Origin of the sequence: Magnetovibrio sp. PR-2, assembly GCF_036689815.1 — a bacterium.
In the GTDB taxonomy this organism is placed as follows: domain Bacteria; phylum Pseudomonadota; class Alphaproteobacteria; order Rhodospirillales; family Magnetovibrionaceae; genus Magnetovibrio.
The window spans coordinates 13565-38231 of record NZ_JBAHUR010000018.1 but is presented as its reverse complement, the minus strand read 5'-3'; the positions used below and the strand labels follow the sequence as shown (position 1 = coordinate 38231).

Annotated in this window: 22 protein-coding genes; 10 read left to right on the top strand and 12 right to left on the bottom strand. The window is 57.7% G+C overall.

All coding sequences use genetic code 11. From position 1 onward, the window contains the following. Positions 1-12 precede the first annotated feature (12 nt). Positions 13-474 carry a thioredoxin domain-containing protein gene (locus tag V5T82_RS16570; protein WP_332896783.1) on the bottom strand — a complete coding sequence of 154 codons (462 nt, stop codon included), beginning with the start codon at positions 472-474 and terminating at the stop codon, positions 13-15. Positions 475-854: 380 nt separating this feature from the next. Between V5T82_RS16570 and V5T82_RS16565 the strand changes: the two genes are divergently transcribed. The 4 genes from V5T82_RS16565 (at position 855) to V5T82_RS16550 (ending at position 5688) form a co-directional block, all read left to right on the top strand. Next, positions 855-1163: a hypothetical protein gene (locus V5T82_RS16565; protein ID WP_332896782.1), complete on the top strand. Its 309-nt coding sequence runs from the start codon at positions 855-857 to the stop codon at positions 1161-1163. A gap of 160 nt (positions 1164-1323) precedes the next feature. Continuing rightward, positions 1324-1509: a hypothetical protein gene (locus V5T82_RS16560; protein ID WP_332896781.1), complete on the top strand. Its 186-nt coding sequence runs from the start codon at positions 1324-1326 to the stop codon at positions 1507-1509. A 201-nt stretch (positions 1510-1710) separates the two neighbouring features. After that, complete coding sequence (gene ahcY / locus V5T82_RS16555) at positions 1711-3117, top strand: adenosylhomocysteinase (RefSeq protein WP_332896780.1); 1407 nt, start codon at positions 1711-1713, stop codon at positions 3115-3117. Positions 3118-3375: 258 nt separating this feature from the next. Continuing rightward, entirely contained in the window at positions 3376-5688 is a 2313-nt protein-coding gene (locus V5T82_RS16550; protein WP_332896779.1) for a sensor histidine kinase, read from the top strand. Here V5T82_RS16550 and V5T82_RS16545 read toward each other — a convergent pair. Together V5T82_RS16545 and V5T82_RS16540 are read right to left on the bottom strand one after the other, a co-directional pair. Beyond that, complete coding sequence (locus V5T82_RS16545; RefSeq protein WP_332896778.1) at positions 5685-6410, bottom strand: c-type cytochrome; 726 nt, start codon at positions 6408-6410, stop codon at positions 5685-5687. The two genes, V5T82_RS16550 and V5T82_RS16545, sit on opposite strands and share 4 nt — an antisense overlap. 15 nt (positions 6411-6425) lie before the next feature. Beyond that, entirely contained in the window at positions 6426-7466 is a 1041-nt protein-coding gene (locus V5T82_RS16540) for an NAD(P)/FAD-dependent oxidoreductase (RefSeq protein WP_332896777.1), read from the bottom strand. Between the two features lie 188 nt (positions 7467-7654). Here V5T82_RS16540 and tsaE point away from each other — a divergent pair, with 188 nt between their 5' ends. The 6 genes from tsaE to trxA all read left to right on the top strand — a co-directional run bounded on the left by tsaE (position 7655) and on the right by trxA (position 16728). Further along, positions 7655-8152, top strand: coding sequence for a tRNA (adenosine(37)-N6)-threonylcarbamoyltransferase complex ATPase subunit type 1 TsaE (tsaE, locus tag V5T82_RS16535; protein ID WP_332896776.1), 498 nt, complete (start codon positions 7655-7657; stop codon positions 8150-8152). Beyond that, positions 8145-9164 (top strand): aminoglycoside phosphotransferase family protein, encoded by a 1020-nt coding sequence (locus tag V5T82_RS16530; RefSeq protein WP_332896775.1) that lies wholly within the window; start codon positions 8145-8147, stop codon positions 9162-9164. Before tsaE ends, V5T82_RS16530 begins: the two co-directional genes overlap by 8 nt. Continuing rightward, complete coding sequence (locus V5T82_RS16525; RefSeq protein WP_332896774.1) at positions 9161-9886, top strand: nucleotidyltransferase family protein; 726 nt, start codon at positions 9161-9163, stop codon at positions 9884-9886. The genes V5T82_RS16530 and V5T82_RS16525 overlap by 4 nt, the downstream gene beginning before the upstream one ends. A gap of 4 nt (positions 9887-9890) precedes the next feature. Then, positions 9891-12869, top strand: coding sequence for a double-strand break repair protein AddB (gene addB, locus V5T82_RS16520; protein WP_332896773.1), 2979 nt, complete (start codon positions 9891-9893; stop codon positions 12867-12869). Then, entirely contained in the window at positions 12869-16291 is a 3423-nt protein-coding gene (gene addA, locus V5T82_RS16515) for a double-strand break repair helicase AddA (RefSeq protein WP_332896772.1), read from the top strand. The genes addB and addA overlap by 1 nt, the downstream gene beginning before the upstream one ends. A 122-nt stretch (positions 16292-16413) precedes the next feature. Further along, the gene (gene trxA, locus V5T82_RS16510; RefSeq protein WP_332896771.1) at positions 16414-16728 is read left to right on the top strand and encodes a thioredoxin; all 315 of its coding nucleotides are present in this window, start codon (positions 16414-16416) and stop codon (positions 16726-16728) included. A gap of 71 nt (positions 16729-16799) precedes the next feature. Here the strand turns inward: trxA and V5T82_RS16505 are convergent, their stop codons facing one another. From V5T82_RS16505 to pyrF, 9 genes are all read right to left on the bottom strand, one after another. Continuing rightward, positions 16800-18128: a bifunctional folylpolyglutamate synthase/dihydrofolate synthase gene (locus tag V5T82_RS16505; RefSeq protein WP_332896770.1), complete on the bottom strand. Its 1329-nt coding sequence runs from the start codon at positions 18126-18128 to the stop codon at positions 16800-16802. Between the two features lie 9 nt (positions 18129-18137). Beyond that, a complete protein-coding gene (gene accD, locus V5T82_RS16500; protein WP_332896769.1) occupies positions 18138-19109 on the bottom strand; it encodes an acetyl-CoA carboxylase, carboxyltransferase subunit beta in 972 nt (323 codons plus the stop codon). Between the two features lie 15 nt (positions 19110-19124). Next, positions 19125-19976: a tryptophan synthase subunit alpha gene (gene trpA / locus V5T82_RS16495; RefSeq protein ID WP_332896768.1), complete on the bottom strand. Its 852-nt coding sequence runs from the start codon at positions 19974-19976 to the stop codon at positions 19125-19127. Next, positions 19973-21211, bottom strand: a complete 1239-nt coding sequence (gene trpB / locus V5T82_RS16490; protein WP_332896767.1) for a tryptophan synthase subunit beta — start codon at positions 21209-21211, stop codon at positions 19973-19975. The genes trpA and trpB overlap by 4 nt, the downstream gene beginning before the upstream one ends. A 118-nt stretch (positions 21212-21329) precedes the next feature. Next, positions 21330-21971, bottom strand: a complete 642-nt coding sequence (locus tag V5T82_RS16485; protein ID WP_332896766.1) for a phosphoribosylanthranilate isomerase — start codon at positions 21969-21971, stop codon at positions 21330-21332. A gap of 9 nt (positions 21972-21980) precedes the next feature. Next, on the bottom strand, positions 21981-22721 hold the full coding sequence (locus V5T82_RS16480; RefSeq protein ID WP_332896765.1) for a hypothetical protein: 741 nt from the start codon (positions 22719-22721) through the stop codon (positions 21981-21983). Positions 22722-22758: 37 nt separating this feature from the next. Beyond that, positions 22759-23322 carry a hypothetical protein gene (locus V5T82_RS16475; protein WP_332896764.1) on the bottom strand — a complete coding sequence of 188 codons (564 nt, stop codon included), beginning with the start codon at positions 23320-23322 and terminating at the stop codon, positions 22759-22761. A gap of 95 nt (positions 23323-23417) precedes the next feature. After that, complete coding sequence (locus V5T82_RS16470; protein WP_332896763.1) at positions 23418-23924, bottom strand: hypothetical protein; 507 nt, start codon at positions 23922-23924, stop codon at positions 23418-23420. Further along, on the bottom strand, positions 23921-24640 hold the full coding sequence (gene pyrF, locus V5T82_RS16465) for an orotidine-5'-phosphate decarboxylase (RefSeq protein ID WP_332896762.1): 720 nt from the start codon (positions 24638-24640) through the stop codon (positions 23921-23923). Before pyrF ends, V5T82_RS16470 begins: the two co-directional genes overlap by 4 nt. Between the last annotated feature and the right edge of the window lie 27 nt (positions 24641-24667).

Sequence of the window (24667 nt, the reverse complement as noted above, 5' to 3'; positions counted from 1 at the left end):
CGAAATACCGTCTTAGAATTTACGGTTTTTAACTTTCGCAAGCTGTTCGCGGCTTTTTTCGATCATTTTTTGCGCCTCGATGGACATTTGATTGGCCTCGGCCCCCATCTGCGTGGCAAACGTTGACATTTCCGAGGCGCTGGCAGCCGTACTGCGGGCACGATTTTTGACGCCAAACGAAAACAGCAATTCATCCACATTGTCGCTATACCCTAAGAAACGAAACAGTGGCTTCCCAGGCAGCGAAACAATCGTCGTCGGCGTCGAAACGATATCCAACCTGTCGGTCAATTCGGGGTTTTCAATCAGGTTCACAAAGCCGACATCCAGATTGAGACTGCACTCTTTTGCAATGAGGTTCCAGCGCCGGATCATGTCTTGGTCTTGCGCGCGCATGTTGGCCGCATAAAGACGGATCACGATCACGTTTCTCAGCCCAGTGCTTTTTTTTGACGGCGGGATTGGCTTCGCCAACGCTCTTTCCTTTCTGGGCCCGCCCGAACGGCGTTCGGGTCCATGCCCATTTATCGCGGAAAGCATTTCTCGAGCACACGGTGTCAACACAAACCCGATAGGACCTTCACAAGCATTTTGCAAATGCTCAGTGCATACTTACATTCGCAATGTTACTTTAAAATCAGGAATTTTAGAAACTCCGTTAAACCATTCTAGCCTCTCTGCGTCCGCGTTACGAGAACTACCGACACCTTTCGCTAAATTGAGTGCTTACCCAGCACAGCCTTGAATTCAAAATATGTGACCAATACATACCATATTACCCTTGTCATTCGCGCAGGGTTTGGCACAATTTCGATCTTGGCCTACGCTGAAACCTAGAGAGCAGCATCAAAAACATGACCAACGACGATTTTTTTCTCGGTGTGATGGGATTGAAGGACGGCAAATGGATGCCGAACCGCAAGTTTGAGGGCGGCATGTTTGGCGCTGCATTGATTTACGCCGAAGATTTGGACAAAAAACCTGACTTCGACGCGGTCAAAATCGCGCGAATCAACAAACAAACCGGCGCCGAAGACAAAGAAATGTGGGTGAGCCCCCGCCTCAAAGCCCGCCAAGACGCCGAAGCTGCCAAACGCGTCCGTCAAGGTGTGCAACAAACCAAAGACAACTTGCGCGCCGAACGCAAAGCACTGACCAAATAAACCTGACGGCCCCAGGACCTTTTCGCGCAAATCCATCCAGCTTGCACGTGAACACATGCAAAAAGTGTGTACGCCATAGAACAACAAGCTTCTCTTGCACTACTTATTAGGGTATTTTTACAATTCATCTAAATTAACGGGTCAATGAGGAGAACCATCCATGAAACGTCAGAATAAAAAATCCGCCAGTGTTGTTGAATATGGCGTCATCGCCCTGACCGTCGGCGGCGCGATTTTCGCCAGCACGCTGATGACGGATTCCAGCGCATTTGCCGGGTTCAACAAAATGGCGCTGAACGCCGTCGATACGTCTGTTCCTGCTCCGAAGATGGACCGCGCTGACTAAGCGACACACCTGATTATTCTTAAAATCGCGATTGCTTCGCCTTTTTCCCAAACTTTTGGGGGAAAGGCGGCAATTGTGCCCAAGAAATGAAGACATTTCTGCGCTTGCTCTCGCGCCTTGAGACTGCTAAACCCCCATCCAAGATTTTTCCCGGAATCCCTGTGAAAACGCGCGGGTTTCCCAGCAGCAGGAGCACCGTCCATGAGCGACGCCCAAGACTATTCAGTAGCCGATATCAGCCTCGCCGAATGGGGCCACAAAGACATTGACCTGTCCAACACCGAAATGCCGGGTTTGATGGCCATTCGCGAAGAGCTGAAAGACCAGCAACCTTTGAAAGGTGCGCGCATCGCCGGTTCTTTGCACATGACCATTCAAACGGCTGTGTTGATCGAAACCTTGGAAGCCCTGGGCGCGGAAGTGCGCTGGGTGTCTTGCAACATCTTTTCGACCCAAGACCACGCTGCAGCGGCCATCGCCGACAACGGCACCCCGGTGTTTGCCCACAAAGGCGAAACCCTGGAAGAGTACTGGGACTTCACCCACCGCCTGTTCACCTGGGGTGACGGTGGTGCGCCGAACATGATTTTGGACGACGGCGGCGACGCGACCTTGTTGCTGCACTTGGGCCAAGATGCTGAAAAAGATCTCTCCGTTCTGGACAATCCCGGCTCCGAAGAAGAAGAAATTCTTTTTGCCGCCATCAAAAAGCACATTGGTGAAGACCCGCAGTGGTACACCAAAGCCGCTGCCGACATCTTAGGTGTGACCGAAGAAACCACCACGGGTGTGCACCGTCTTTATGAAATGGCGCAAAAAGGTACCTTGTTGTTCCCGGCCATCAACGTGAACGACAGTGTCACCAAGTCCAAATTCGACAACAAATACGGCTGTCGCGAAAGCCTGGTGGATAGCATCCGCCGCGCCACCGACGTGATGATGGCTGGTAAAGTCGCCGTTGTGTGCGGTTATGGCGATGTGGGCAAAGGTTCTGCTGAATCTCTGCGCTCTTCCGGTTGCCGCGTTCTGGTTACCGAAGTCGATCCCATCTGCGCGCTGCAAGCGTGCATGGAAGGGTTCGAAGTCGTCACCGTGGAACAAGCCCTGCCCGAAGGTGACATCTACGTCACCACCACCGGCAACAAAGACATCCTCACTGTTGATCAAATGCGTGGCATGAAAGATCGCGCCATCGTTTGCAACATCGGTCACTTCGACAACGAGATCCAAATCGCGGGTCTGAAAAACATGAAGTGGACCAACATCAAGCCGCAAGTTGACGAAATTGAATTCCCGGACGGCAACCGCATCATCATGCTGGCCGAAGGCCGCTTGGTGAACTTGGGCTGCGCCACCGGCCACCCCAGCTTTGTGATGTCCGCGTCCTTCACCAACCAAGTGTTGGCGCAGATCGAACTGTTCAAAAACAACGCGGACGGCAAATACAAAAACGAAGTTTACGTTTTGCCCAAGCACCTGGACGAAAAAGTCGCCATGCTGCACCTGGACAAACTGGGCGCAACGCTGACCAAACTGTCTCAAGAGCAAGCAGACTACATCGGTGTCACCGTTGAAGGCCCGTTCAAGCCGGACACGTATCGTTACTAAAAAATGCCCCTCAAACGCCGGACGCGGGATTTCATCCCGCTTGGCTCACGGGCATTCGCCCGGCGGCCACTTGGCCTTGCCTCTCTCAGCTAAGCTGAGTTCGGGACATACCATTTAAATAAAACGGCGCTGGCTTATTTAGTCAGCGCCGTTTTTGTTGCCCCGAAGACGCCTGAGGCCTAACATCGGTTAGCGCGATTCGCTGGGGCCGCGTGCCCCCTTCGTGATGCACGGTCCAAAGGGGTTTTCGGCTTCACCATGAACGGTTCCGGTTTTCTGGAAAATCTGAACGATATAGCACCCATCATTGCGGTGCTGATGGCCTTGGTGTGCGTGGGCCTGATCTCCTATGCCCTGCGCCAACGTCAACACCTTTTGGATCTGCAACGCGCGCACAAGCGCATGGTGTCCGACGCTGAAATCAGCCACGAAATTCTCGCCACCGCGCCGGACGGTTTGTTCTTGTGGGTCGCCGCCAACAACACCGAAGCGTGCTCGCGCCGCTTGGCCGTTTTGTTGGGGCTGCGCGACGGCGTGCATTCTAGCTTCCGTTCCGTGATGGAATGTTTCCAAGGCGCTGACGCCAAGGTGCTCATGGGGGCTGCGCACAAACTGCGCAAAGAAGGCGAACCGTTCGAATGTGTCGTCACCACCGAAGACGGTTCGCGCCGCTTGCTGGTCGTGGGGGTGCGTGCAGGTACCGGCGAGCTGACCGGCGGCGAAACCGATACCGCGCTTGCCGATGTTTTGTGGATGCGCGATGTCTCCGACCTGGCCCCGCCTGCGGAAGGTGCGCGCATATCCGCGCGCGAAATCATCGAAGCCATGCCCCTGCCCGCATGGCTGCGGGGCGGCAAACTGGGCGTTCAAGCCGTCAACAACGCTGCGCGCGTTCTGGGCGCTGCGGATGCGTCCCTGGGCTTGGCCGAACGCGGCCAAACCAGCGGGAATAAGCCCGTGACGGAGCGCCACTTGCTCACCGACGAAGACGGTCAGCCGCACCTATTGGATATCACCGAAGCCCCGCTTCCCGGCGGCGGTACGCTCGGCATGGCACTGGACCGCACCAGCGCGGAAGAAACCGAAGGCACCTTGGGCCGACACATCCAGGCGCAAAACCAAGTGCTGGAAAACTTGGCCACCGCCATCGCTATTTATGGCCCGGACCGCAAGCTCACGTTCTTCAACAAAGCTTTTGCTGAACTTTGGGGGTTGAGCCGGTCGTGGCTAGCAGACGAGCCCTCTTACGGTGATGTGTTGGAACGCCTGCGCGAACACCGCCGCCTGCCCGAAGTTGCCGACTTCAAAATTTTTAAGTCCGAACAGACCGGCCTGTTTGGTAAGCTCGACGCGCCGATTGAGGCCATGCTGCATCTCCCGGACGGCGCGACGCTCAGGTCTGTGGCCAGCCCACATCCCTTAGGCGGCATCGTGTTCGCTTACGAAGACGTGACCGATCATCTGGATTTGGAACGCAGCTACAAAACCCTCAGCGCCGTTCAGCGCGAAACCCTGGACAACTTGTACGAAGGTGTCGCCGTGTTTGGCGTGGACGGTCAGGTGAAGCTGATGAACCCGTCGTTTGCGCGCATTTGGAAGCTTCCAGGTAAACCGGACCAACCGTTGCGCATGAGTGCGTTCGTCAAACATATCACCAAACAAATCCAGCGCGATGAAGGCGACGGTGAGTTTGACACCATCCACTTGGCCGCCAAATTGATGAGCCGCGATTCCGACCGCGGCCGCGTGCGCCTGACAGACGGCGGCGTGTTGGAATACGCCAAAGTGCCCCTGCCCGACGGTGCCGTCTTGTTGAGCTATTTGGACGTCAGCGACAGTGCGCGGGTCGAAAACGCGCTTCTGGCCCGCGCCCATGCCATGGCCGAAGCCAACGTCTTGAAGTCCGAATTCATGGCCGGTGTCAGCCACGAAATCCGCACGCCCTTGGACGCCATTGTAAACACCGCCACGGTCTTGAGTTCTGAACAAGGCGCAGAGGTTCAACAACGCACACCCGAATTTGCCCGCGCCATCTTGGACAGCTCCGAAGAATTGATCGGCATCATCGACAATATGCTCGATCTGGCGTCGGTTGAAGCGGGCCTGATGACGCTGAACTTAGACACCGTCGACGTGAACGAATTGATGATGAACGCCATCAACTTGGTGCGTGAACGGGCCCGGCGCAAAGACGTGGACATCGAGTTTGATTGCCCGTCGGACATCGGCTGGGTGGTGGCGGATGGAACCCGCTTGAAACAGGTTCTCTTTAATCTCCTGTCCGCCGCCGTCACAAACACGCCTGGAGGCGGTGCGATTTTGATGAGTGCCCGGCGTCAAGACGGCTCGGTCGTCTTTGCCGTCACCGATGGCGGCACGGGCCTCAAAGAAAACGAAGTCCCGCCGGGCTTGGCCTTGATTGCGCGCTTTATCGAACTGCACAACGGTGAAGTGGAGCTCACCAACCGTCCCGGTCACGGCACCCAAGTCGCGTGCCGCCTGCCCGCACAACCCGATGATGACAGTTTCCGTCAACCGGACCTGTTCTCAGGCTTTGTCGATCAGCCTTAATTGTTTTCTTCGGGTGTTGAGGCGACAGCGCCCCGACAATCCAGCTTGGAATAATACCGAGCGATCGCATCAATATCGGCGATGCGCATGCGGGCGGTTTTTGCTTCCATAATCGGGTGAGAGCGCCACGATTCACCTTCGCGCGGCTCAGCCCCCCAAGCAGTTTCGCGGATCAGCAACAACTGACGGCGCAGATAGGCGCGCTGTTGACCCGCAAGATTGGGCACGCCATCCCACACCCCGATGCCGTCCACACCATGGCACGACACACACGCATCCGCCGCAAATGGACGGCGCGGTTTGAATTTGGATTTGGGTTTCGCATCACCCCCGTCACACGCCATAGCGGACATGGCGACAGACAGCGGTTCAATCAAATAGTCGGGTAAGCCTTGGGCCATGTGCTCCATCACCGGATCGGAGCGCAGCAGCGGGTCTTCTAAGTTTTCATTGACGATCACAGAGCCGTTCGCCGACGACTTAAATGCTTCCAGCTGGCTTTGAATGTAAACGGCCTTTTGACCGGCAATGGTCGGCCGCGTCGGGGTCGAGCTGACACCGCCCGGGCCATGGCATTCGATGCAGGTTTCAACGGCGGCGCGGATTTCCGCGTTCAACTTCGCCATGTCCTGGGGCGCGCTCGGCAGGGTTTGTTGGGCATGAGGAGCGGTTGACGCCAAAAGCGCCCCACCCAACATTAGACCTGCAACCCGTTTTCTCATGACCCGCTTTTCGCCTTAATCCGCGCTGCCCGGCACGCCGGAAGTCGTCGAATGTTCGAAATGATAGGCTTCGTCTGGATGCACATGATCGCGCGCGCTGTGCGCCGCCAGGGCAGCTTCGGAAAAGCCCATCAAAATCAGCTTCAGCTTGCCCGGATAGGTGATGATATCACCCGCGCCAAAAATGCCCGGGCGCCCGGCGTTCATGGTCGCAGACTCAACGGTGATGTGGTTGTGTTCGATGCCCAAATTCCAGTCCGCAATGGGGCCGATGTTTTGGCTCAAGCCAAAGAACGGCAACAACACATCGGCTTCGAGCGTGCGCGCATTCCCGTCCAAATCCGCAACGATGACGGCGGACAAATCGTTCTCGTCGCCTTCCAACCCGGCCAGCTGGTACGGCACCACCAATTCCACATTGGCGGTTTCGGCTAAGTTTTTCATCTTTTCGACGGTTTCCGGCGCCGCACGGAATTTCGGACGGCGGTGAATGATTTTCACGCTTTTGGCGACCTCGGCCAGCGACACGGTCCAGTCCACCGCGCTATCGCCGCCGCCTGCAATGACCACGTTTTTGTCGCGGAAGTCTTCGCGGCGCTTGACCAGATAGTTCACACCCCGGCCCGGACCGTAGCCTTCGAAGTCCTGAATGCCGTCCAAGGGCGGACGGTTGGGGCCGAACGCGCCGACGCCTGCGGCGATGATCACCGCGCCTGCGTCCACTTGCGTACCTTTGGACGTGGTGAGCAACCAGCGCCCGCCGTCCAACTCATCCAAGCCCACAACCTGCTGGCCCAGATGATACGTCGGGCTAAAGGGTGCCGCTTGCGCTTCCAACAGGTTCACCAGCTCGCCCGCCTGGATCGAGGGGTGACCGGGAATGTCGTAAATCGGTTTTTCCGGATACAGCGCAGACAACTGCCCCCCGGCTTCGTCCAGGGCGTCAACGATGTGACAGCTCAGCTTTAACATGCCGCATTCAAACGCGGCGAACAGACCGACCGGGCCTGCACCGATGATCGCGACGTCGGTGGTGTGAGAGGTATCGCTGGGCATGTCTTCTCCGATTTTGTGCATACAGGGGTATGTACGTTGGGCAGAGCCCACAACTGTTTTATATAATTACCGTTTTATAGCAGTTGTGAGCGATAAACCAAGCCCCCGTTTGGCTGTCTTCGGCGTACAAACGGTACCCCTTTCGTCACAAAAGGCGTATCATAGAGTGTACGAATCACAGGTTGTTTATGAATACAGTGACAGAGAACACCCAGCAGGAAACCATCACCATCGAGCTCGCCGGGCTGAAAGCCACGCGGGAGCTGGCACTTTGCCTGGCGCGCATCGCCAAACCGGGCGATGTTTTTGCCCTGTCGGGGGATTTGGGTGCTGGGAAAACCACCTTTGCAAGGGACTTTATCCGCGCGCTCACCGACCCGGACGAAGACGTGCCCAGCCCCACGTTCACCTTGGTGCAAACCTACGCAGGCGACAGTGGCGAAATTTGGCACTTTGACATGTATCGTCTTGAACACCCCGAAGAAGTTTTTGAATTGGGCTTGGAAGACGCCCTGGTGGACGGCATTTCGCTGATCGAATGGCCGGAACATATGGGCACCTACATTCCGCGCGAACGCCTCGACATCCGTTTGACGGTGACCAAGGGCAAAAACCACCGCCAAGCGGAACTCACGCCGCACAATCTCGAATGGTCGGAACGTTTGAGGTCTTGCGGACATGGGTGATTTCAACCGTGCGGACTTGCTCACCGACTTTTTGAACCACGCCGGCTGGGATCACGCCGAACACAGCCCGCTGGGCGGCGATGCATCGTTTCGCCATTACATTCGCCTCACCCAAGACGGGCGGACCGCCATGGCTATGGACGCACCGCCCGCCCACGAAGACGTGCGTCCGTTTGTCAAAATCGCCAAACACCTCAGCAGGCTCGGCTTCAGCGCGCCTATGATTTTGGCCGAAGACGAAGACAACGGCTTTTTGCTGCTGGAAGACTTTGGCGACACCACCTTCACCAACTTGCTCAAATCCGGGGAAGATGAACACGCACTTTATCGGCTGGGCACGGATCTGTTAATTGCATTGCATGCTATAGATCCCCGCGAGACTGCCCCCAAATGGCTGTCGCCCTACGACGACCCGACCCTTTGTAACGAAGCGGCTTTGCTGCTCGACTGGTTCATGCCCGCCCAGGACCTCCGGGTTTCAACCGAAGCGCGCGCGGCCTATGAACGCATGTGGTTGGATCTGTTTGCCTTCGTGCACGAAGGCCCGCGTACATTGGTTTTGCGCGACTATCACGTGGACAACTTGATGCGCTTAGACGGGCGCGATCATATTTCAGCCTGTGGATTGTTGGATTTCCAAGACGCCCTGGCTGGACACCCGGCCTACGATTTCATGAGCTTATTGGAAGACGCGCGGCGCGATGTAGACCCGGGTTTGCAGGCGGCCATGAAAGAGGCGTATCGCGATGCGCTGGACTTGGACGATGTGGCCTGGACCGATTTTGAAACCGCGTATGCCATCTTGGCCGCCCAGCGCCACGCCAAGGTGATCGGCATCTTCACCCGCCTGCATCGCCGAGACGCCAAGCCGGTGTATCTCAAACACATTGGCCGCGTGTGGCGGTTGTTGGAACACGCCCTCACCCATCCGGCTTTGGCCGATATGAAAGACTGGATGGACACCCACATCCCCAATGCCAAACGCACAGCCCCGCCGGAAAACCTTTCATGAGTTTTGATCACGCGATGATTTTGGCCGCAGGCCTTGGCACGCGCATGCGCCCGCTGACCGACACCCGACCCAAACCGATGGTCGAAGTTGCCGGCCGCACGCTTTTGGACTGGGCCTTGGCCCGCGTTCAAGACGCAGGCGTCACCAAAGCCGTGGTCAACACCCACTACTTCGCCGATCAAATTAAAGACCATCTGAAAGACTGCACCACGCCTGCCATCACGCTCAGTTATGAAGACCCGTTATTGGAAACGGGTGGTGGTATTGAACAAGCTCTTCCGCACTTAGGCGATCAGCCGTTTTTTGTCGGCAACTCCGACGGCCTTTGGTTGGATGGGGACACCAATGCACTGACCCGCCTCGCCACGGCTTGGAATGATGGAGCCATGGATGGTTTGTTGTTGCTGCACGACCCGGCCCGCGCCTTGGGCTATGACGGGGACGGCGATTTTGTCTTAGACGCAAACGGCGGTCTCACCCGCAAAAAAGACGCCCCGCCGCACACTCCTGCCTTTGTCTTTACAGGTGTGCAGCTGTTGCACCCGCGTTTGTTTGCACATGCGCCGGGCGGCATTTATTCGCTTAATCTGCTGTACAACGAAGCCCTGGCCAAGGGTCGTCTGTACGGTCTTGTGCACGACGGTGAATGGTTCCACGTCGGCACACCCCAAGCCCGCATTGAGACCGAAGCGTGGCTGATTGAACATGGGCTGGAGGCTTAAGCGTATGGGGGGGCCGAACGTCTACACCATCGCGCCACACCTGTCCTTCGTCACCGCTTTGGCCGACGGCGTATTAGAACGCTGGGGTGACGATCCGCAAAACCTTGCCCAAGTGCGCGTGCTTCTGCCGACGCGGCGTGCGTGCCGCAGTTTGCGCGAAGCCTTCTTACGCCGCACCGACGGCCAACCGATGTTGCTGCCGCAAATGACGCCGTTGGGCGATGTGGACGAAGACGACATGGTGTTGGAAGGCACAGGTGTGCACGACGCCCTTGAGCTGCCGCCCACCATGAACGCCACCGCGCGTGTGGTGCAGCTGGCGCAGCTGGTCATGGCCAAGGATAAAGACACCACGCCCGAACAAGCCGTGCGTTTGGCGGGCGAGCTGGCCAAACTCATCGACCAAGTGCACACCGAAGGCTTAGATCTTTCCCGCCTACCCGATCTGGTGCATCGCGACTTGGCTGAGCACTGGCAACAGACGTTGAATTTTTTGGAAATTCTCGGCACCGCATGGCCGCAGGTCTTGGCGGATTACGGCCTGATGGACAGTGCAGAACGCCGCGACAAGTTGATCCGTGCGCGCGCTAAATCCTGGGCCGATACCCCACCACTCGGTCCGGTGATTGCGGCGGGCTCAACCGGTACAATCCCCGCATCCGCAGAGCTGCTCAAAACCGTCGCGCACTTGCCCCAAGGTTTTTTGGTGTTGCCCGGTTTGGACCAAGGGGCCTCGGATGACATATGGGACGCACTTGACCCCACCCACCCGCAGTATGGTATGAGCCAGCTGTTGGGGAAACTGGGGCTGCCCCGCCAAGATGTAAAATTGTGGGGACAGGACACTGAGGCATCGTCACGCACGCAGCTTTTGTCCCAAGCATTGGCCCCCGCTGAAGCCACGCATTTGTGGCAGGGCGGCACGGATATTGATGCCAACGCCCTCGACGGCGTCGAGCGCATCGACGCCCCCGGCCCGCACGAAGAAGCCGGGGCCATTGCGTTGATCATGCGTCAAACGTTGGAGACGGCGGAAAAGACCTGTGCGTTGATTACCCCGGACCGCTCCCTCGCGCGGCGCGTGGCGGTAGAGCTGGGACGCTGGGGGGTTGAGGTGGACGATTCCGCCGGTACACCCTTGGACCAAACGCCACCCGGTGCGTTTTTCAATCTGGTGAGCGAAATGGCGGCGAGCCAGCTTCAACCTGTTCACGTCTTGGCGTGCCTAAAGCACCCTTTGGCGGCAGCGGGGATGATGCCGTCACAATTGCGTGCCGCCGTGCGCGCGTTGGAACTCGCCCTTCTGCGCGGGCCCCGCCCCGCCCCGGGCCTGCAAGGTTTGGAAGATTTGCTGCGCGTGTTTTTGCACGACGAACAGCAAGGTAAACGTTTCCAGCGACACGGGCTTGACCAGAACCTTCCGCGCAAAGCCATCCAAGTGCTCAGCGAAACCGCAGGCGCGCTGACAGATGCTTTGCAAAGCGACACTATTGCCCCCGCCGCCCCCGCCGCGTTACTGGAGCTCCACACCCAAACCGCCGCACGCCTGGCCGAAGTGAACTTCGACACTGATGAACGGCGTCTGTGGGCGGGCGAAGACGGAGAGGCCTTAGCCGCCTTCATCGCCGAAGCCCACGATGCGCTGGCAACCTTTGGCGACATTCGTGCGGATCAATACCCGGCCTTGCTGCAAGCCATGATGTTGGGCCGCCCGGTGCGCCCGCGTTACGCCATGCACCCACGCCTGTCCATCTGGGGACCGTTGGAGGCCCGGCTGCAAACCGCCGACGTGGTGGTGTTGGGCGGGCTCAATGAAGGCAGCTGGCCGCCCAACGCCGAAGCCAGCCCGTGGATGAGCCGCCCGATGATGCAAGACTTCGGCCTGCCCTTGCCGGAACGCCGCATCGGTCTCAGCGCGCACGACTTTGTCCAAGCGCTGCATGCAGGCGAAGTATATCTCACCCGTTCCGCGCGCAGCGGTGGCAGTCCACAAGTCCCGTCCCGCTGGCTGGTGCGGCTCGACACTTTATTGGGTGCAGACCACGCCATGGCGCGCGGTGACAAATGGGTGCACTGGACGTCTCAACTCACCCAACCCAAAGGCCCAGCCCAGCCCGTCAAAGGCCCGCGCCCAACGCCGCCCGTGGACGCCCGGCCCAACAAAATTTCCGTCACCCAAGTGGAAACCTGGATCCGGGACCCCTACGCCATTTACGCGCGCAAGGTGCTAGACTTGGATGTGTTGGACGACATTGAAGCCGACCCCGGTGCGGCGGATCGCGGCATTGTCATTCACGAAATCCTGGACCGCTTCATCCGCGCCCACATGGACGAGCTGCCCGACGATCCCGCCCAAGCCTTGATTGAGATGGGCGAAAACGTATTCGACGAAATGGTCGCAAGCCCCAGCGTGCGTGCCTTTTGGTGGCCGCGTTTCAAACGCATAGCCCATTGGTTTGCCGACTTTGAAACCAAACGCCGCCAAGCGGGCTACAAACCCATATTGGTTGAGCAACGCGGGGAGCTGAAGCTCGCTGAGCTCAACCGTGAGTTTACCCTGATCGCCAAAGCTGACCGCTTTGATCGCGATCTTTCCGGCGGCTTGGTGGTGATGGATTACAAAACCGGGCAGCCGCCCACCACCAAACAAGTCGAAGCGGGGCTCACCCCCCAACTGCCGTTGGAAGCCGCCATGGCCATCTGCGGTGGGTTTAAAGACTTAAACCACGCCGGCAGCATTTCGCAACTCACCTACGTGCGGCTTTCGGGCGGGCGCGTGGCGGGTGAAGAAAAACCCATTAAAGTGGACGCCGACGCCCAAGCGCATGAAGCTTACGAAAGCCTGATCCAAATGCTGCACAAGTACTTGGACGAAAAAACCCCGTTCCTGTCGCGCCCGCGCCCCATGTTCGAAAGCCGCTTTGGCGACTTTGATCACTTGGCCCGTGTTAAAGAATGGTCCAGCAGCGGGGGAGATGCTTAATGCCCCAAAACCACAAAACCATGCAACGCACCTTGGGCCAGTTCGCCGCCGCTAGGCCCGACCGCTCCGTCTGGGTTTCTGCCAATGCGGGGACAGGTAAAACACGCGTTTTGGTGGACCGCATCGCACGGTTGCTGCTAACGGGGGCGCGGCCGGAAAAAATTCTCTGCCTCACGTTTACCAAAACGGGCGCGGCGGAAATGGCAGAGCGCATCAACGCGCAACTGGGCCAGTGGGCGGTGATGGACGACCAAGCACTCATCGACGATTTGAAGGCGCTGACCCAGTCCGATCCCGACGAAGATATGCTCAACACCGCGCGCCGCCTGTTCGCACAGGTTCTGGACGTGCCGGGCGGCATGAAAATTCGCACCATCCACGCGTTTTGTGAAAGTCTCATCGGGCGCTTCCCCATTGAAGCGGGCGTCGCACCGCATTTTTCCGTCATTGATGAACGCACCACGGCGGAACTGCTCACCCAAGCGCGCGAACACATGTTGCGCGCAACATTGAAAGAACCGCAATCAGACCTTTCGCACGCCATCAACGCCATGGCGGAGCTGGTCAATGAAGACGACTTCACCACCTTGATGCAGGACTTGGCGTCGAACCGGGTGAAGCTGGGCCAAGTCCTTACCCACTTTGACAAACTGGGCGGGGTCGAAGCCGCGCTCACCGCCTTGGTCGGCCTAGGTCCGCACGACACCAGCGTCGACGCCATATTGGCGCGCGCGGATGAAGGCCTTGATGAGGAGACTTTGCGCGCGGCGGCGGATGCCTTGGACCAAGGGGCGAAGACATCGCAACAGCTCGCCGCAAACCTGCGCGCGTATTTGATCCGCGACAACCGTGCGGCTTTTTTCCAATCCGACTACGCCCCCCTGTTTGTCACCACGACGGGTGAGCCGCGCAAAAAGCTCACCACCAAAGGCGCCGAAGCCGCCGCGCCCGCTTTGGCCGCAGAACAAGCGCGCGTGGTGAACATCCTCGACATCCTCAAAGCCCGCGCCACGGCGGACGCCACCAAACACTTGCTCACTGTCGGGCGCGCCATGTTGGACGCATATGCGCGCATCAAACGCGTGCGCGCAGACTTGGATTATGACGATCTCATCGACATCGCACGCCTCCTGCTGGCAACGGATTCAGGCGTAAGTTGGGTGCATTTCAAATTGGATCAAGGCATCCGCCACATCTTGGTCGACGAAAGCCAAGACACCAGCCCGGCCCAGTGGGACATCGTCAAACGCATCGCCGAAGAATTTTTTGCAGGCGTTGGCATGGAACAAAAGCTCGACGACGGTGAACAACCCCAATCGCGCACCATCTTCGCCGTGGGCGACGAAAAGCAATCCATCTATTCTTTCCAAGGGGCCGACCCGTTTGAGTTCGACCGCATGCAAGACCACTTCCAAGCCCGCGTGACGGCGGCGGGCGGGCAGTTCGTGTCCATGCCACTGACCCAATCGTTCCGCACCACATCCGCGGTGCTGCGCGTGGTGGACGATGTGTTTGCGCAGCCCGAAGCGCAAGACGGCCTCAGCTTCCAAGGCTTAAGCGTCGCACACCAAACCAGCCGCGATCAAGAAGCAGGATTGGTCGAGATTTGGCCCACCCATAAACCGCAAGACACACCTGCGGACGATCCGTGGGATGCTCCGCTGGACTACGTCAACGAAGAGCGCGCGGAAAAACGCCTCGCCAAACAAATCGCCCTGCAAATTCGCACCTGGATCGATAACCAAGAGATTCTCACCTCACAAAACCGCCCCATCCGCGCGGGCGATGTGTTGATTTTGGTGCGCCGACGCGGGCACTTTGCCGAAGAAATGGTGCGCCAACTCAAAGTCAACGACATCGATGTTGCGGGTGCGGACCGCATGGTCTTAACCGAGCAAATGGCGGTGATGGATTTGCTCGCCGCCGGACGCTTTGCCGTCTTGCCACAAGACGATCTGAGCATGGCCGAATTGCTCAAAAGCCCGCTCGTCGGTTTTGACGACGATGACTTGTTTGCCTTGGCGCACGGCCGCCCAAATAGCCTTTGGTCGGCGTTGCGCGCACGCAAAGACGAAAACCCGGCATTCCAACACGCCTTTTCCGTCTTAAGCACTTTGCTTAGCCGGGCGGACTTGATGCCGCCTTATGAGTTTTTCTCCGAATTGTTGCGCGACGGCGGACGCAACAAACTCACCGCGCGTTTGGGCCTAGACGCCGAAGACCCCATTGACGAGTTCTTAGGCCTCACACTGGATTTCGAACGCAACCACACCCCGTCCTTGCAGGGCTTTTTGCATTGGATTATGGCGAGCCCACAAATCATCAAGCGCGACATGGAAACCTTGGGCGACAAGGTGCGCGTCATGACGGTGCACGGGGCGAAGGGCTTGGAATCGGAAATCGTCTTTTTGACCGACACATGCTCGACCCCGGACGGCCGTCAAGATTCCAAACTACAGTGGTTGGGCGGCGGTGCATCCGTCGCTCAAGGTCTGATGTGGGCTCCGCACAAGGACGCGCGCTGCCAAGTGTTCCAGGACCAAATCGATGTGGAGCGCTTAGACCGGGCGCGCGAATACCGCCGCTTGCTTTACGTCGCCATGACGCGTGCCAAAGAACGGCTATATGTCACAGGGTTTGAAGATAAACAGGGGCGACGGGACGGCTGTTGGTACGATTTGATCTTGACGGTCTTGTCCTCTATCGGCACCGAAGCCGCAGACATTGACGGCGAACCCGTGTGGCGGTTTGAAACTGCCCAGCGTCAAGACATAGAGACCAAAGCCGACAAGCCGAGCGTCGCTGATCTTGAGACTTTGCCCGACTGGGCGCTGGTTCCGCCACAGCCAGAATCCAAACCGCCCAAACCATTGATGCCGTCGCGCCCCGAACCCGAGGCCCCACCTGCACTGAGCCCGTTTGAGACCCACCGCACGGAACGCTTTAAACGCGGCATCTTGGTGCACAAACTGTTGGAGACATTGCCCGACTTAGATCCCGCACAGCGTCCCGACGCCGCCCGCCAATGGCTGGCGCGCCCAGTTCATGAGTTGGACGACGACGCCCAAGCCGACATTTTTGCAGAAACCTTCCGTGTGCTCGACCATCCAGACTTCGCCCCCTTGTTCAGTTCAGACAGCTTGGCCGAAGTCAGCGTTTCGGGCGTGTTGGGCACGGATGTGGTCTCTGCTCGTTTGGACCGTTTGGTGGTGTTGGACACGGACGTTTTGGTGGTGGATTACAAAACCAATCGCCCCGCCCCGACGGAGCTTGGCGCCGTGTCGGAGCAATACGTGAACCAAATGCGGCTCTATTACCAGCTGTTGGCGCGAATCTATCCGCAAAAACGCATCAGATGCTTGCTGTTGTGGACGGATGGACCACATATATTAGAGCTGCCCGGCACCTTATTATCATCTTGATTTGAACAGCTTAGGGTGCTTTTTCGCCGGAACGTGCGGGGCTTGCTTGACGCTTGGGCGACGCGCACTTAGATTTAGGGCAACTGATTTTAACAAAACACGCTTGTTCAGGAATTGAATTCATGAAAGAGATTACCGACGCCACCTTCGAAGCCGAAGTTCTGCAGTCCACAACTCCGGTACTGATCGACTTTTGGGCAGAATGGTGCGGCCCCTGCAAACAAATCACGCCGATCTTGGAATCTCTGGAAGGTGAGTTTGAGGGCAAAGTGACCTTCGCCAAAGTCAACATTGACGACAACCCGATGTCCCCGTCTAAATATGGCGTTCGCGGCATCCCGACCCTGATCATTTTCAAAAACGGTCAGCCGGCATCTATGAAAGTCGGCGCTTTGCCCGGCAACAAGCTGGAAGCCTGGATCAACGAAACCGTCTGATTTGAGCCTCACGGCAAACAAAACTCCGCCCTATCGGCGGGGTTTTTTGTTTGCGAGCACCCACACAAAAATTAGGTGTTCTCCGCCAAAACCTGCCCCGCCAAATAGAGCGAGCCGCAAATGAGAATGCGGCCGGGACGCGTTGCCGCGTCTGCAATACTCTTCACCGCATCCGCCACGCCGTCGGCGGGGGCTGCGTTCATGTGCAGGTGATTGGCGGCTTTGGCCCCTTCGGCTGCAGTCAGGGTGTTTTCTTCGCCGACAATGGCGACGGTGCGCGTACCCAGAATTTTGCCTTCCAAGGGTTTTAAGAATTCCAACGGCGGGCGTTGGTTGAGAGCGCCGAACACCAGCCACAAATCTTCACCGCGCCACGTGCGCGAATGTTGGGCGATCATTTCCGCCGCCGCACGATTGTGCCCACCGTCCAACCACAGCTCCCAGCCATCGCTTAAGCCATCCACCAACGGCCCTTCGGTCAACTGTTGCATGCGCCCAGGCCAACGCACGGCGCGAAGCCCAATTGTGATGGCTGCGTCCGTGATGTTGAAATCCGGTTGCAAGGCTTCGACGCACGCCATGGCCAAGGCTGCATTGCGCACTTGATGGCGGCCCGCCAAGGCGGGTTCGGGGAATGCACGTTCGGTTTCCCCGGCTGCACCATGGCCTTTGTAAATCAGACCGCCGTCCCCTTTGGCGCGGCGCCCGCCTTTGGTGCGCGCGAACCAGTCCTTACCTTCCCATGTGAGACGACAGCCGACCTCTTTGCCCTGTTTGCGCAGAACTTTTTCCGCCGCCCGCGTGCCTTGGGCCGCAACCACACAATCAACACCCGGCTTAAAAATGCCCGCCTTTTCTGCGGCGATCTCTTCAATGGTGTCCCCCAAAAAGTGTTGATGGTCCAAAGAAATGGGGGTGATGGCCGTTAAGCGCGGCTTATCGATGACATTGGTTGCATCCAAACGCCCGCCCAGTCCCGTTTCCAAGATCACCAAATCTGCCGGATGTTTGACAAAGGCCACAAACGCGGCGGCGGTGGTGATTTCAAAAAACGTGATGGGCTGGCCTGCGTTGGCGGTTTCGCAGGTTTCGAGTATTTCGCTCAGCTCAGCGTCACTGATGATCTGTCCTGACACGCGAATGCGTTCGTTGAACTTCACCAAATGCGGCGAGGTATAGACATGCACCCGCAAGCCCGCAGCCTCCGCAAAGGCACGCAGGAAGGCCGTGGTCGAACCTTTTCCATTGGTGCCCGCGATGTGCACCACGGGCGGCAGTTTCTGTTCGGGATTACCCAGCGCGGCCAACAGACGTTCCAAGCGATCCAAACTGAGATCGATGGATTTTGGGTGCAGCGCCATCAGGCGTGCGAGGATGTCATCCGTTGGCGCCGCGCACATGGGCCGGGCTTAATCCGCTTCGGGCGGACGGGCGCCGTGGGGGATGGGCGCGTCGATAACGGGCGGTTTTTTCTCACCGTCCGGCATGGGCACAGGTTCGGCGACAAAGTCCACCACGTCACCCGGAGCACCGGTGTTGCGCAGCAAGGACAGCACACGAATGATGGTGGAGCGCAGCTCGCCGCGCTCAACAACCATATCGACCATGCCGTGGTCCAAAAGGTATTCGGCCTTTTGGAAATCTTCGGGCAATTGTTCGCGAATGGTTTGTTCGATGACACGACGGCCTGCGAAACCAATGATGCAACCAGGCTCGGCAATGGCGACGTCGCCCAACATGGCGAACGAGGCCGACACGCCACCCGTGGTGGGATCTGTCAGCAACACCAAATACGGCAGGCCTTTGTCTTTGACTTCTTCCACCGCGATGGTGGTGCGCGCCATTTGCATCAAAGACAAGATGCCTTCTTGCATGCGCGCGCCGCCCGATGCGGGAATGATGATCAGCGAAGCGTCTTGCACCTGAGCCAAGCGCGACGCGGTGACGATGCCTTCACCCACGGCCGTGCCCATGGAGCCCCCCATGAAGGCAAAGTTGAAGGCGGCAACCACAACGTTTTGCCCGCCCATTTTACCGTGAGCCACGATCATGGCGTCTTCTTCTGCTGTTTTGGCTTGGGACTCTTTCAGCCGTTCGGAATATTTTTTCAGATCTTTGAACTTCAGCGGATCTTGTAAGGGAGCCGCAAACTGAACGGTTTTGTAGTCACCACCGTCGAACAAAAGCTCTAAGCGTTTGCCCACACCGATGCGCATGTGGTGGCCGCAGTGTTGGCAGACGTTCAGGTTGCCTTCCAAATCGCGATGGAAGATCATCTGCTGACAGCTGGGGCATTGGTGCCACAGGTTTTCCGGAATGTCTTTGCCGCCGCCGACCAGTTCTTTCAGTTTCGGGCGAACAAAATCCTTAAGCCAGTTCATGCGTAGTCCCTTTTGTTATTTCGCGACCGCGCGGACACCGCCCGCCAGCTTTCGCGTGAAGTCCAAGACTTCGTCCACCAGGCGATCGTTCGCCCGGCCATTTTCATCTAAGTTGTCGCGCACGCGGTTGACGATGGCGGACCCCACAACCGCAGCGTCGGCGACACGTGCAACATTTCCAGCAGCCTCGGCGGTGGTGATGCCAAAGCCCACGGCGACGGGCAAATCAGTGTATTTGCGAATGCGGTCCACTGCGGCACCGATATCATCCGCAGACGCCGAGCCCGCGCCCGTAATCCCCTTGATGGAGACATAATACACGAAGCCCGACGCTTTTTCCAAAACCGTCGGCAGGCGCTTATCGTCCGTCGTCGGTGTGGTCAGGAAAATGAAGTTCATGCCCCCATCCAAAGCGGGCAGGCAGAGCTCCGCTTCTTCTTCGGGCGGCAAGTCCACAACTATTAAACCGTCGATGCCTGCGTCTTTTGCGTCTTTGATAAAAGCGTTCACGCCATAGACGTAGATCGGGTTGAAGTAGCCCATCAACACGATGGGGGTCTCATTATCCAGCTTGCGAAATTCACGAACTTGGTCGAGGGTTTTTTTCAACGTCACGCCACCGTCCAGCGCGCGAATGGCGGCGGCTTGGATGGACGGACCGTCGGCCATGGGGTCGGAAAACGCCATGCCGATCTCGATCATATCGGCGCCCGCTTCGGGCAAACCGTTCAAGATCGCTTGCGCTGTATCTATATCCGGATCGCCGGACATGACGTAAGTGACCAAGCCTGCGCGCTTTTCTTCGGCCAGTTTGGCGAAGCGTTTGGAGATTCGCGTCTCAACGGATTGAGGCTGAACGGCGTTCATAGGTTCACCCCCATGTCCACACCCATGGTGTGCGCCACGGTGTTCAGATCTTTGTCACCCCGGCCCGACAGGTTCACCACAATGATGTGGTCCTTGGGCAGGTTGGGGGCGATTTTCATCACGTGTGCGACGGCGTGGGAGCTTTCCAGTGCGGGGATGATGCCTTCTAAGCGTGTCACTTTGTGAAACGCTTTTAGCGCTTCGTCGTCGGTGACGGGCACATATTCGACCCGGCCCATGTCATGCAGCCAGCAATGCTCCGGCCCAATGCCCGGATAGTCCAGGCCTGCCGAAACGCTGTCGGCTTCTTGCACTTGCCCGTCTTCGTCTTGCAGCAAGTACATGCGGTTGCCGTGCAACACACCGGGGGAGCCTGCGGTGAGGCTCGCGGCGTGCTTGCCGGTCTCGATCCCGCGCCCAGCCGCTTCGGTGCCGATGATTTTCACGTCCGCGTCGTCCAAGAACGGATGGAACAGGCCAATGGCGTTGGACCCCCCGCCGATGCAAGCGACCAGAGTGTCCGGCAGGCGGCCTTCCGCCTCCATGATTTGTTCGCGCACTTCTTCACCGATGACGCATTGGAAATCGCGCACCATCATGGGGAACGGGTGCATACCCGCTGCGGTGCCGATGAGGAAGTACGTGCTGTCCACGTTGGTGACCCAGTCGCGAATGGCTTCGTTGAGCGCGTCTTTGAGCGAGCACGAACCGACCGTCACGGGTTTCACCTCGGCGCCCAGCATTTTCATGCGGAACACGTTGGGGGCTTGGCGCTCGATATCTTTGGTGCCCATGTAGATGGTGCAGGGAATATCAAACAGCGCACACACCGTCGCCGTCGCCACGCCGTGCTGACCCGCGCCGGTCTCGGCAATGATGCGGGTCTTGCCCATGCGCCGCGCCAACAGAATTTGGCCGATGGTGTTGTTGATCTTGTGCGCGCCCGTGTGGTTTAGGTCTTCGCGTTTAAGATAAACCTTCGCGCCGCCCAGCTCTTCGGTGAGGCGCTGGGCAAAATACAGCGGGCTCGGACGGCCCACGTATTGATTTAAGTAGTATTCTTTTTCGCGCGCGAATTCGGGATCGGCCTTGGCCGCTTCATAGGCTTCGGCCACGTCGTGTACCAAAGGCATGAGCGTTTCGGCAACAAATTGGCCGCCAAAAATACCGAAGTGTCCGGTTTCGTCCGGACCGTCTCGGAACGTGTTGGGCCGGAAAGTATTGGGCTCATTCATTAAAAACGCCTACAGCTCAGGATTTTGCAGTGCCGGGAACTTACCAAGACCCGCACCAAATTGCCACTGATTTAGAGCCTGTAAATATGGCACCCAAATGGCAAATTGCAGCGTTTTTTTACAGCGTTTGCGCCAGTTTCAAGAATTCTTGGATTTTCGCAGGCGATTTTTGCCCCGGTGCGTCCTCAACCCCGCTGGAAACGTCGACAAAAGGGGCCTTGGACGTGTGAACCGCCTCGGCCAAATTACCCGCATTGAGCCCACCCGCCAGCATCCAGGGTCGCTCCCAGGATTCCTCGGCAATCAAGGTCCAATCAAAACTCAAGGCATTGCCGCCCGGAAGGTCGGCGTCTTTGGGCGGTTTCGCGTCCAGCAAGATGCGTTCGCAAAGCGTTTCATACTCATGCGCCCGCGCAATATCGTCCGCGCCTGCAATACCGACCGCTTTCATGACCGGAAGTCCGGTGATGGCTTTGATGTCGGAAATGCGCTCGATGGATTCAGAACCGTGGAGCTGCAACAGATCGACGGGCAGCTGGCGACACACCGCGCCCACGTCAAAATCGTCAGGGTTCACCATCAACGCGACCTTGGTCACGCCGTCGGGAACGCGGTCCATCAAGGCCTTGGCCTCAACGGGTGTAACGGCGCGGGGCGATTTGGGGAAAAACACAAAACCCAGCATAGCTGCCCCCCCGGACACAGCCGCGTCCAGGGCTTCGGGCGAATTGATACCGCAGATTTTGACGTCGATAGACATGACACAGTCTTAACGGGTTTCGGGGGGCTGTGCCAAGGTTTGATACACCTGAAACGACCAAATCATGCTGACAGCCGTGCTTACGACACCAAAAAACTGTGTCACACAGACAGTCAACACTTGCGTATCAGGAAAACTCTTTTCAACAGCATATAGAGTGAAATACTGCACCAACACGATGGGCACGAACAGCACGATACCGGCCACAACCATTTTGCCCACGTGCCCTTGGGTTTGACGCCAGCCCACCACCACGCAGCGAGTTAGTCCAACGTTTGGAAAAGCAATCAATATCACCCCAACCACCATGAAGCGGAACATCGCATAGAAGAAACCCATGAAAAAAATTACGCCAAACGCAATCGTGACAAATATCAAGCTTATGGCCTCAATCATCATCGAGAAAGGCACTCTTAACTGAGAAAGGCCCAACGCAATCAAGGTCGCCACACCAAAAAACGCACAAGTAAACGCAATCAAACGCCATTCATCTGTCCCAAAGCGAAAAACACTTTTTGAAAATGGCGTCCCTCTGATCATCGCGCGCAGCAAAGCCGCCGAGTAGACAACATTCACCAGACTTTGGCCAGTCAACGACACCACATGTGCGCCAGGCCATTGACCCAGGCCCACAATACCGATCATCACAAAGACCAAATAGGGCAACACAGCCATCGCCCATAATGCACTAAATTCAGACCTAATAATGCCTATGGTTGCTTTTGCTATCGCAAGGCCTTCTTTGAGCATGGTTGTTTTCACAAAGTTTTGAGAGTGTGCGAACGGATTATTCGCCGGAACGGTTCGCCTCAATCTTAAAGCTTGCCGCACCAATGACCAGCCCCAAAAGCATGGTCATGAAAAACGCAGGCACAATGCGGCTGACGACCAGCAACAGCGTGTTGTCCATCACGCGGATGGTGGGACCATAAAAAAGGGTGAAGGCCACGAACAAGCCCAGGACCGGGGCCAAAATGATCACAGCCGCACCCAGAACTTCGCCCATCACATTCATATTCGACCAGCGAAAACGCGGCAACGCCAGCCCCCAACGGGCCAAACCATGGCCGCCGCGAACAATGCGCACCATGGCCGCAATGAAAGACACCTGCATGAGGACATGAACCGCGTCAAACGGTAGGCGGTCCGGCACGCCCTGAGGGCAGCCATAGGTGACAAAAGCAACCGACACCAAAACGGGAAGCACGGCGGCCTGCAAAAACTTGGGCCAGTGATAGGGGAGGATCATCCACACCTGCTCCAGCAATGTGGGCGGGGTGTCGCGCTTGGGGCGGTTGTTCGACCCGCAACCTTGTGGCCCGCAACCGGTGCTTTGACAAGTGTCGCTCATGGGGGTACTCCTGCTTTAAGTTTGCGGATTATGCCCATAGATATAGTCCCAAACCGCGCGCGGTTCAGTAACTGAAGTCACGTTCGCAAAAAAAATCAGACCGCGCCTTCGCGCGCAAACTTCGCCATGCCCGCGCCCACGATCAGGCCGATCACGGTGGAGAAGATAAATTCCACCAACAGCATGGCCGCAACGCTGACCACCGTGCTGCCCAGCGCCAAAATGAACGGCGCGATGTTGATGGTGAGCATCCACATAATGAAAGCTCCCGGAACGATCACCACCAAAGTTTCGGCAGCTACGGACTTTACGATGGGCACGCCCGGCCAGGTCGGACGCGGCACAGCAAAGGTGAGGATGCTCGGCCCCGGATAAGTGCCGCCGACGATCCGCGACAGGCAGGTGAGGTATGAAATCACCATAACACCGTGAAGCGCGTCGAACAGATAGCGTTCAACCCCGCCCACCCAACGCGCCATCACCACGGCCGCCACCGATACGCCAAAGGGCAAAATGGCGGCGCGCAAGATCAGGCCGAAACCCTTGCCGAAGGTTTCGATGGCTTGTAAGGAAAGGCTTTTGAAGTTTGTGTCTTCGCTCATGCTTCGGACAGCTCTTCGGCAATCAGGCGCGCAGCCTCAGACGGGTCGGCGTGACCCGTGATCGGGCGGCCGATGACCAGGAAGTCTGCGCCGAGATCCACCGCGTCTTTGGGTGTGACCACGCGGCGCTGGTCGTCGGTGCTGGCCCATTCGGGGCGGATGCCCGGAACCACCAGCATAAAGTCGTCGCCAACCGTCCCGCGCAGTGCCACAACTTCCTTGGCTGAACACACCACACCTTCGAGCCCGCTGGACTTGGTCAGTTTGCCCAAACGCAGGACTTGTTCCAAGGGCTCTTGGTCAATACCGACTTCGACTAAGTCTTCGTGCGCCATGGAGGTCAGCACCGTCACACCAATGACATTGGGGCGTTTGCCAAGATCGGCTTCGTCGGCGGCAGCGCGGGCGGCTTCCATCATGCGCCGGCCACCGGATGCGTGCACGTTGACAATGAACGGGTCCAACGCCAAAGACGCGCGCACAGCGCCCGCCACGGTGTTGGGGATGTCGTGCCATTTGAGATCGAGAAACAACGGCATGCCGTTTTCCGTCACCCGGTGCACCCCGTCGGGCCCATGGGCGGTGAAAAATTCTTTGCCGAGTTTGACCCCGCCCACTTGGCCTTTGAGACCATTGGCAAGCTCAACCGCCCGACCCACATCGGTGGTGTCGAGGGCGACAAAAATTCGGTCACTGGGTTGTTTGATCTGAACCATAGGATTCTTTTTAACCCGCACAGGCAA

Excerpts from the sequence above, each read along its gene's own strand:
- V5T82_RS16565 (WP_332896782.1), top strand. The coding sequence starts at position 855 with ATGACCAACGACGATTTTTTTCTCGGTGTGATGGGATTGAAGGACGGC.
- V5T82_RS16560 (WP_332896781.1), top strand. The coding sequence starts at position 1,324 with ATGAAACGTCAGAATAAAAAATCCGCCAGTGTTGTTGAATATGGCGTC.
- ahcY (WP_332896780.1), top strand. The coding sequence starts at position 1,711 with ATGAGCGACGCCCAAGACTATTCAGTAGCCGATATCAGCCTCGCCGAA.
- V5T82_RS16550 (WP_332896779.1), top strand. The coding sequence starts at position 3,376 with ATGAACGGTTCCGGTTTTCTGGAAAATCTGAACGATATAGCACCCATC.
- V5T82_RS16545 (WP_332896778.1), bottom strand. The coding sequence starts at position 6,410 with ATGAGAAAACGGGTTGCAGGTCTAATGTTGGGTGGGGCGCTTTTGGCG.
- V5T82_RS16540 (WP_332896777.1), bottom strand. The coding sequence starts at position 7,466 with ATGCCCAGCGATACCTCTCACACCACCGACGTCGCGATCATCGGTGCA.
- tsaE (WP_332896776.1), top strand. The coding sequence starts at position 7,655 with ATGAATACAGTGACAGAGAACACCCAGCAGGAAACCATCACCATCGAG.
- V5T82_RS16530 (WP_332896775.1), top strand. The coding sequence starts at position 8,145 with ATGGGTGATTTCAACCGTGCGGACTTGCTCACCGACTTTTTGAACCAC.
- V5T82_RS16525 (WP_332896774.1), top strand. The coding sequence starts at position 9,161 with ATGAGTTTTGATCACGCGATGATTTTGGCCGCAGGCCTTGGCACGCGC.
- addB (WP_332896773.1), top strand. The coding sequence starts at position 9,891 with ATGGGGGGGCCGAACGTCTACACCATCGCGCCACACCTGTCCTTCGTC.
- addA (WP_332896772.1), top strand. The coding sequence starts at position 12,869 with ATGCCCCAAAACCACAAAACCATGCAACGCACCTTGGGCCAGTTCGCC.
- trxA (WP_332896771.1), top strand. The coding sequence starts at position 16,414 with ATGAAAGAGATTACCGACGCCACCTTCGAAGCCGAAGTTCTGCAGTCC.
- V5T82_RS16505 (WP_332896770.1), bottom strand. The coding sequence starts at position 18,128 with ATGTGCGCGGCGCCAACGGATGACATCCTCGCACGCCTGATGGCGCTG.
- accD (WP_332896769.1), bottom strand. The coding sequence starts at position 19,109 with ATGAACTGGCTTAAGGATTTTGTTCGCCCGAAACTGAAAGAACTGGTC.
- trpA (WP_332896768.1), bottom strand. The coding sequence starts at position 19,976 with ATGAACGCCGTTCAGCCTCAATCCGTTGAGACGCGAATCTCCAAACGC.
- trpB (WP_332896767.1), bottom strand. The coding sequence starts at position 21,211 with ATGAATGAGCCCAATACTTTCCGGCCCAACACGTTCCGAGACGGTCCG.
- V5T82_RS16485 (WP_332896766.1), bottom strand. The coding sequence starts at position 21,971 with ATGTCTATCGACGTCAAAATCTGCGGTATCAATTCGCCCGAAGCCCTG.
- V5T82_RS16480 (WP_332896765.1), bottom strand. The coding sequence starts at position 22,721 with ATGCTCAAAGAAGGCCTTGCGATAGCAAAAGCAACCATAGGCATTATT.
- V5T82_RS16475 (WP_332896764.1), bottom strand. The coding sequence starts at position 23,322 with ATGAGCGACACTTGTCAAAGCACCGGTTGCGGGCCACAAGGTTGCGGG.
- V5T82_RS16470 (WP_332896763.1), bottom strand. The coding sequence starts at position 23,924 with ATGAGCGAAGACACAAACTTCAAAAGCCTTTCCTTACAAGCCATCGAA.
- pyrF (WP_332896762.1), bottom strand. The coding sequence starts at position 24,640 with ATGGTTCAGATCAAACAACCCAGTGACCGAATTTTTGTCGCCCTCGAC.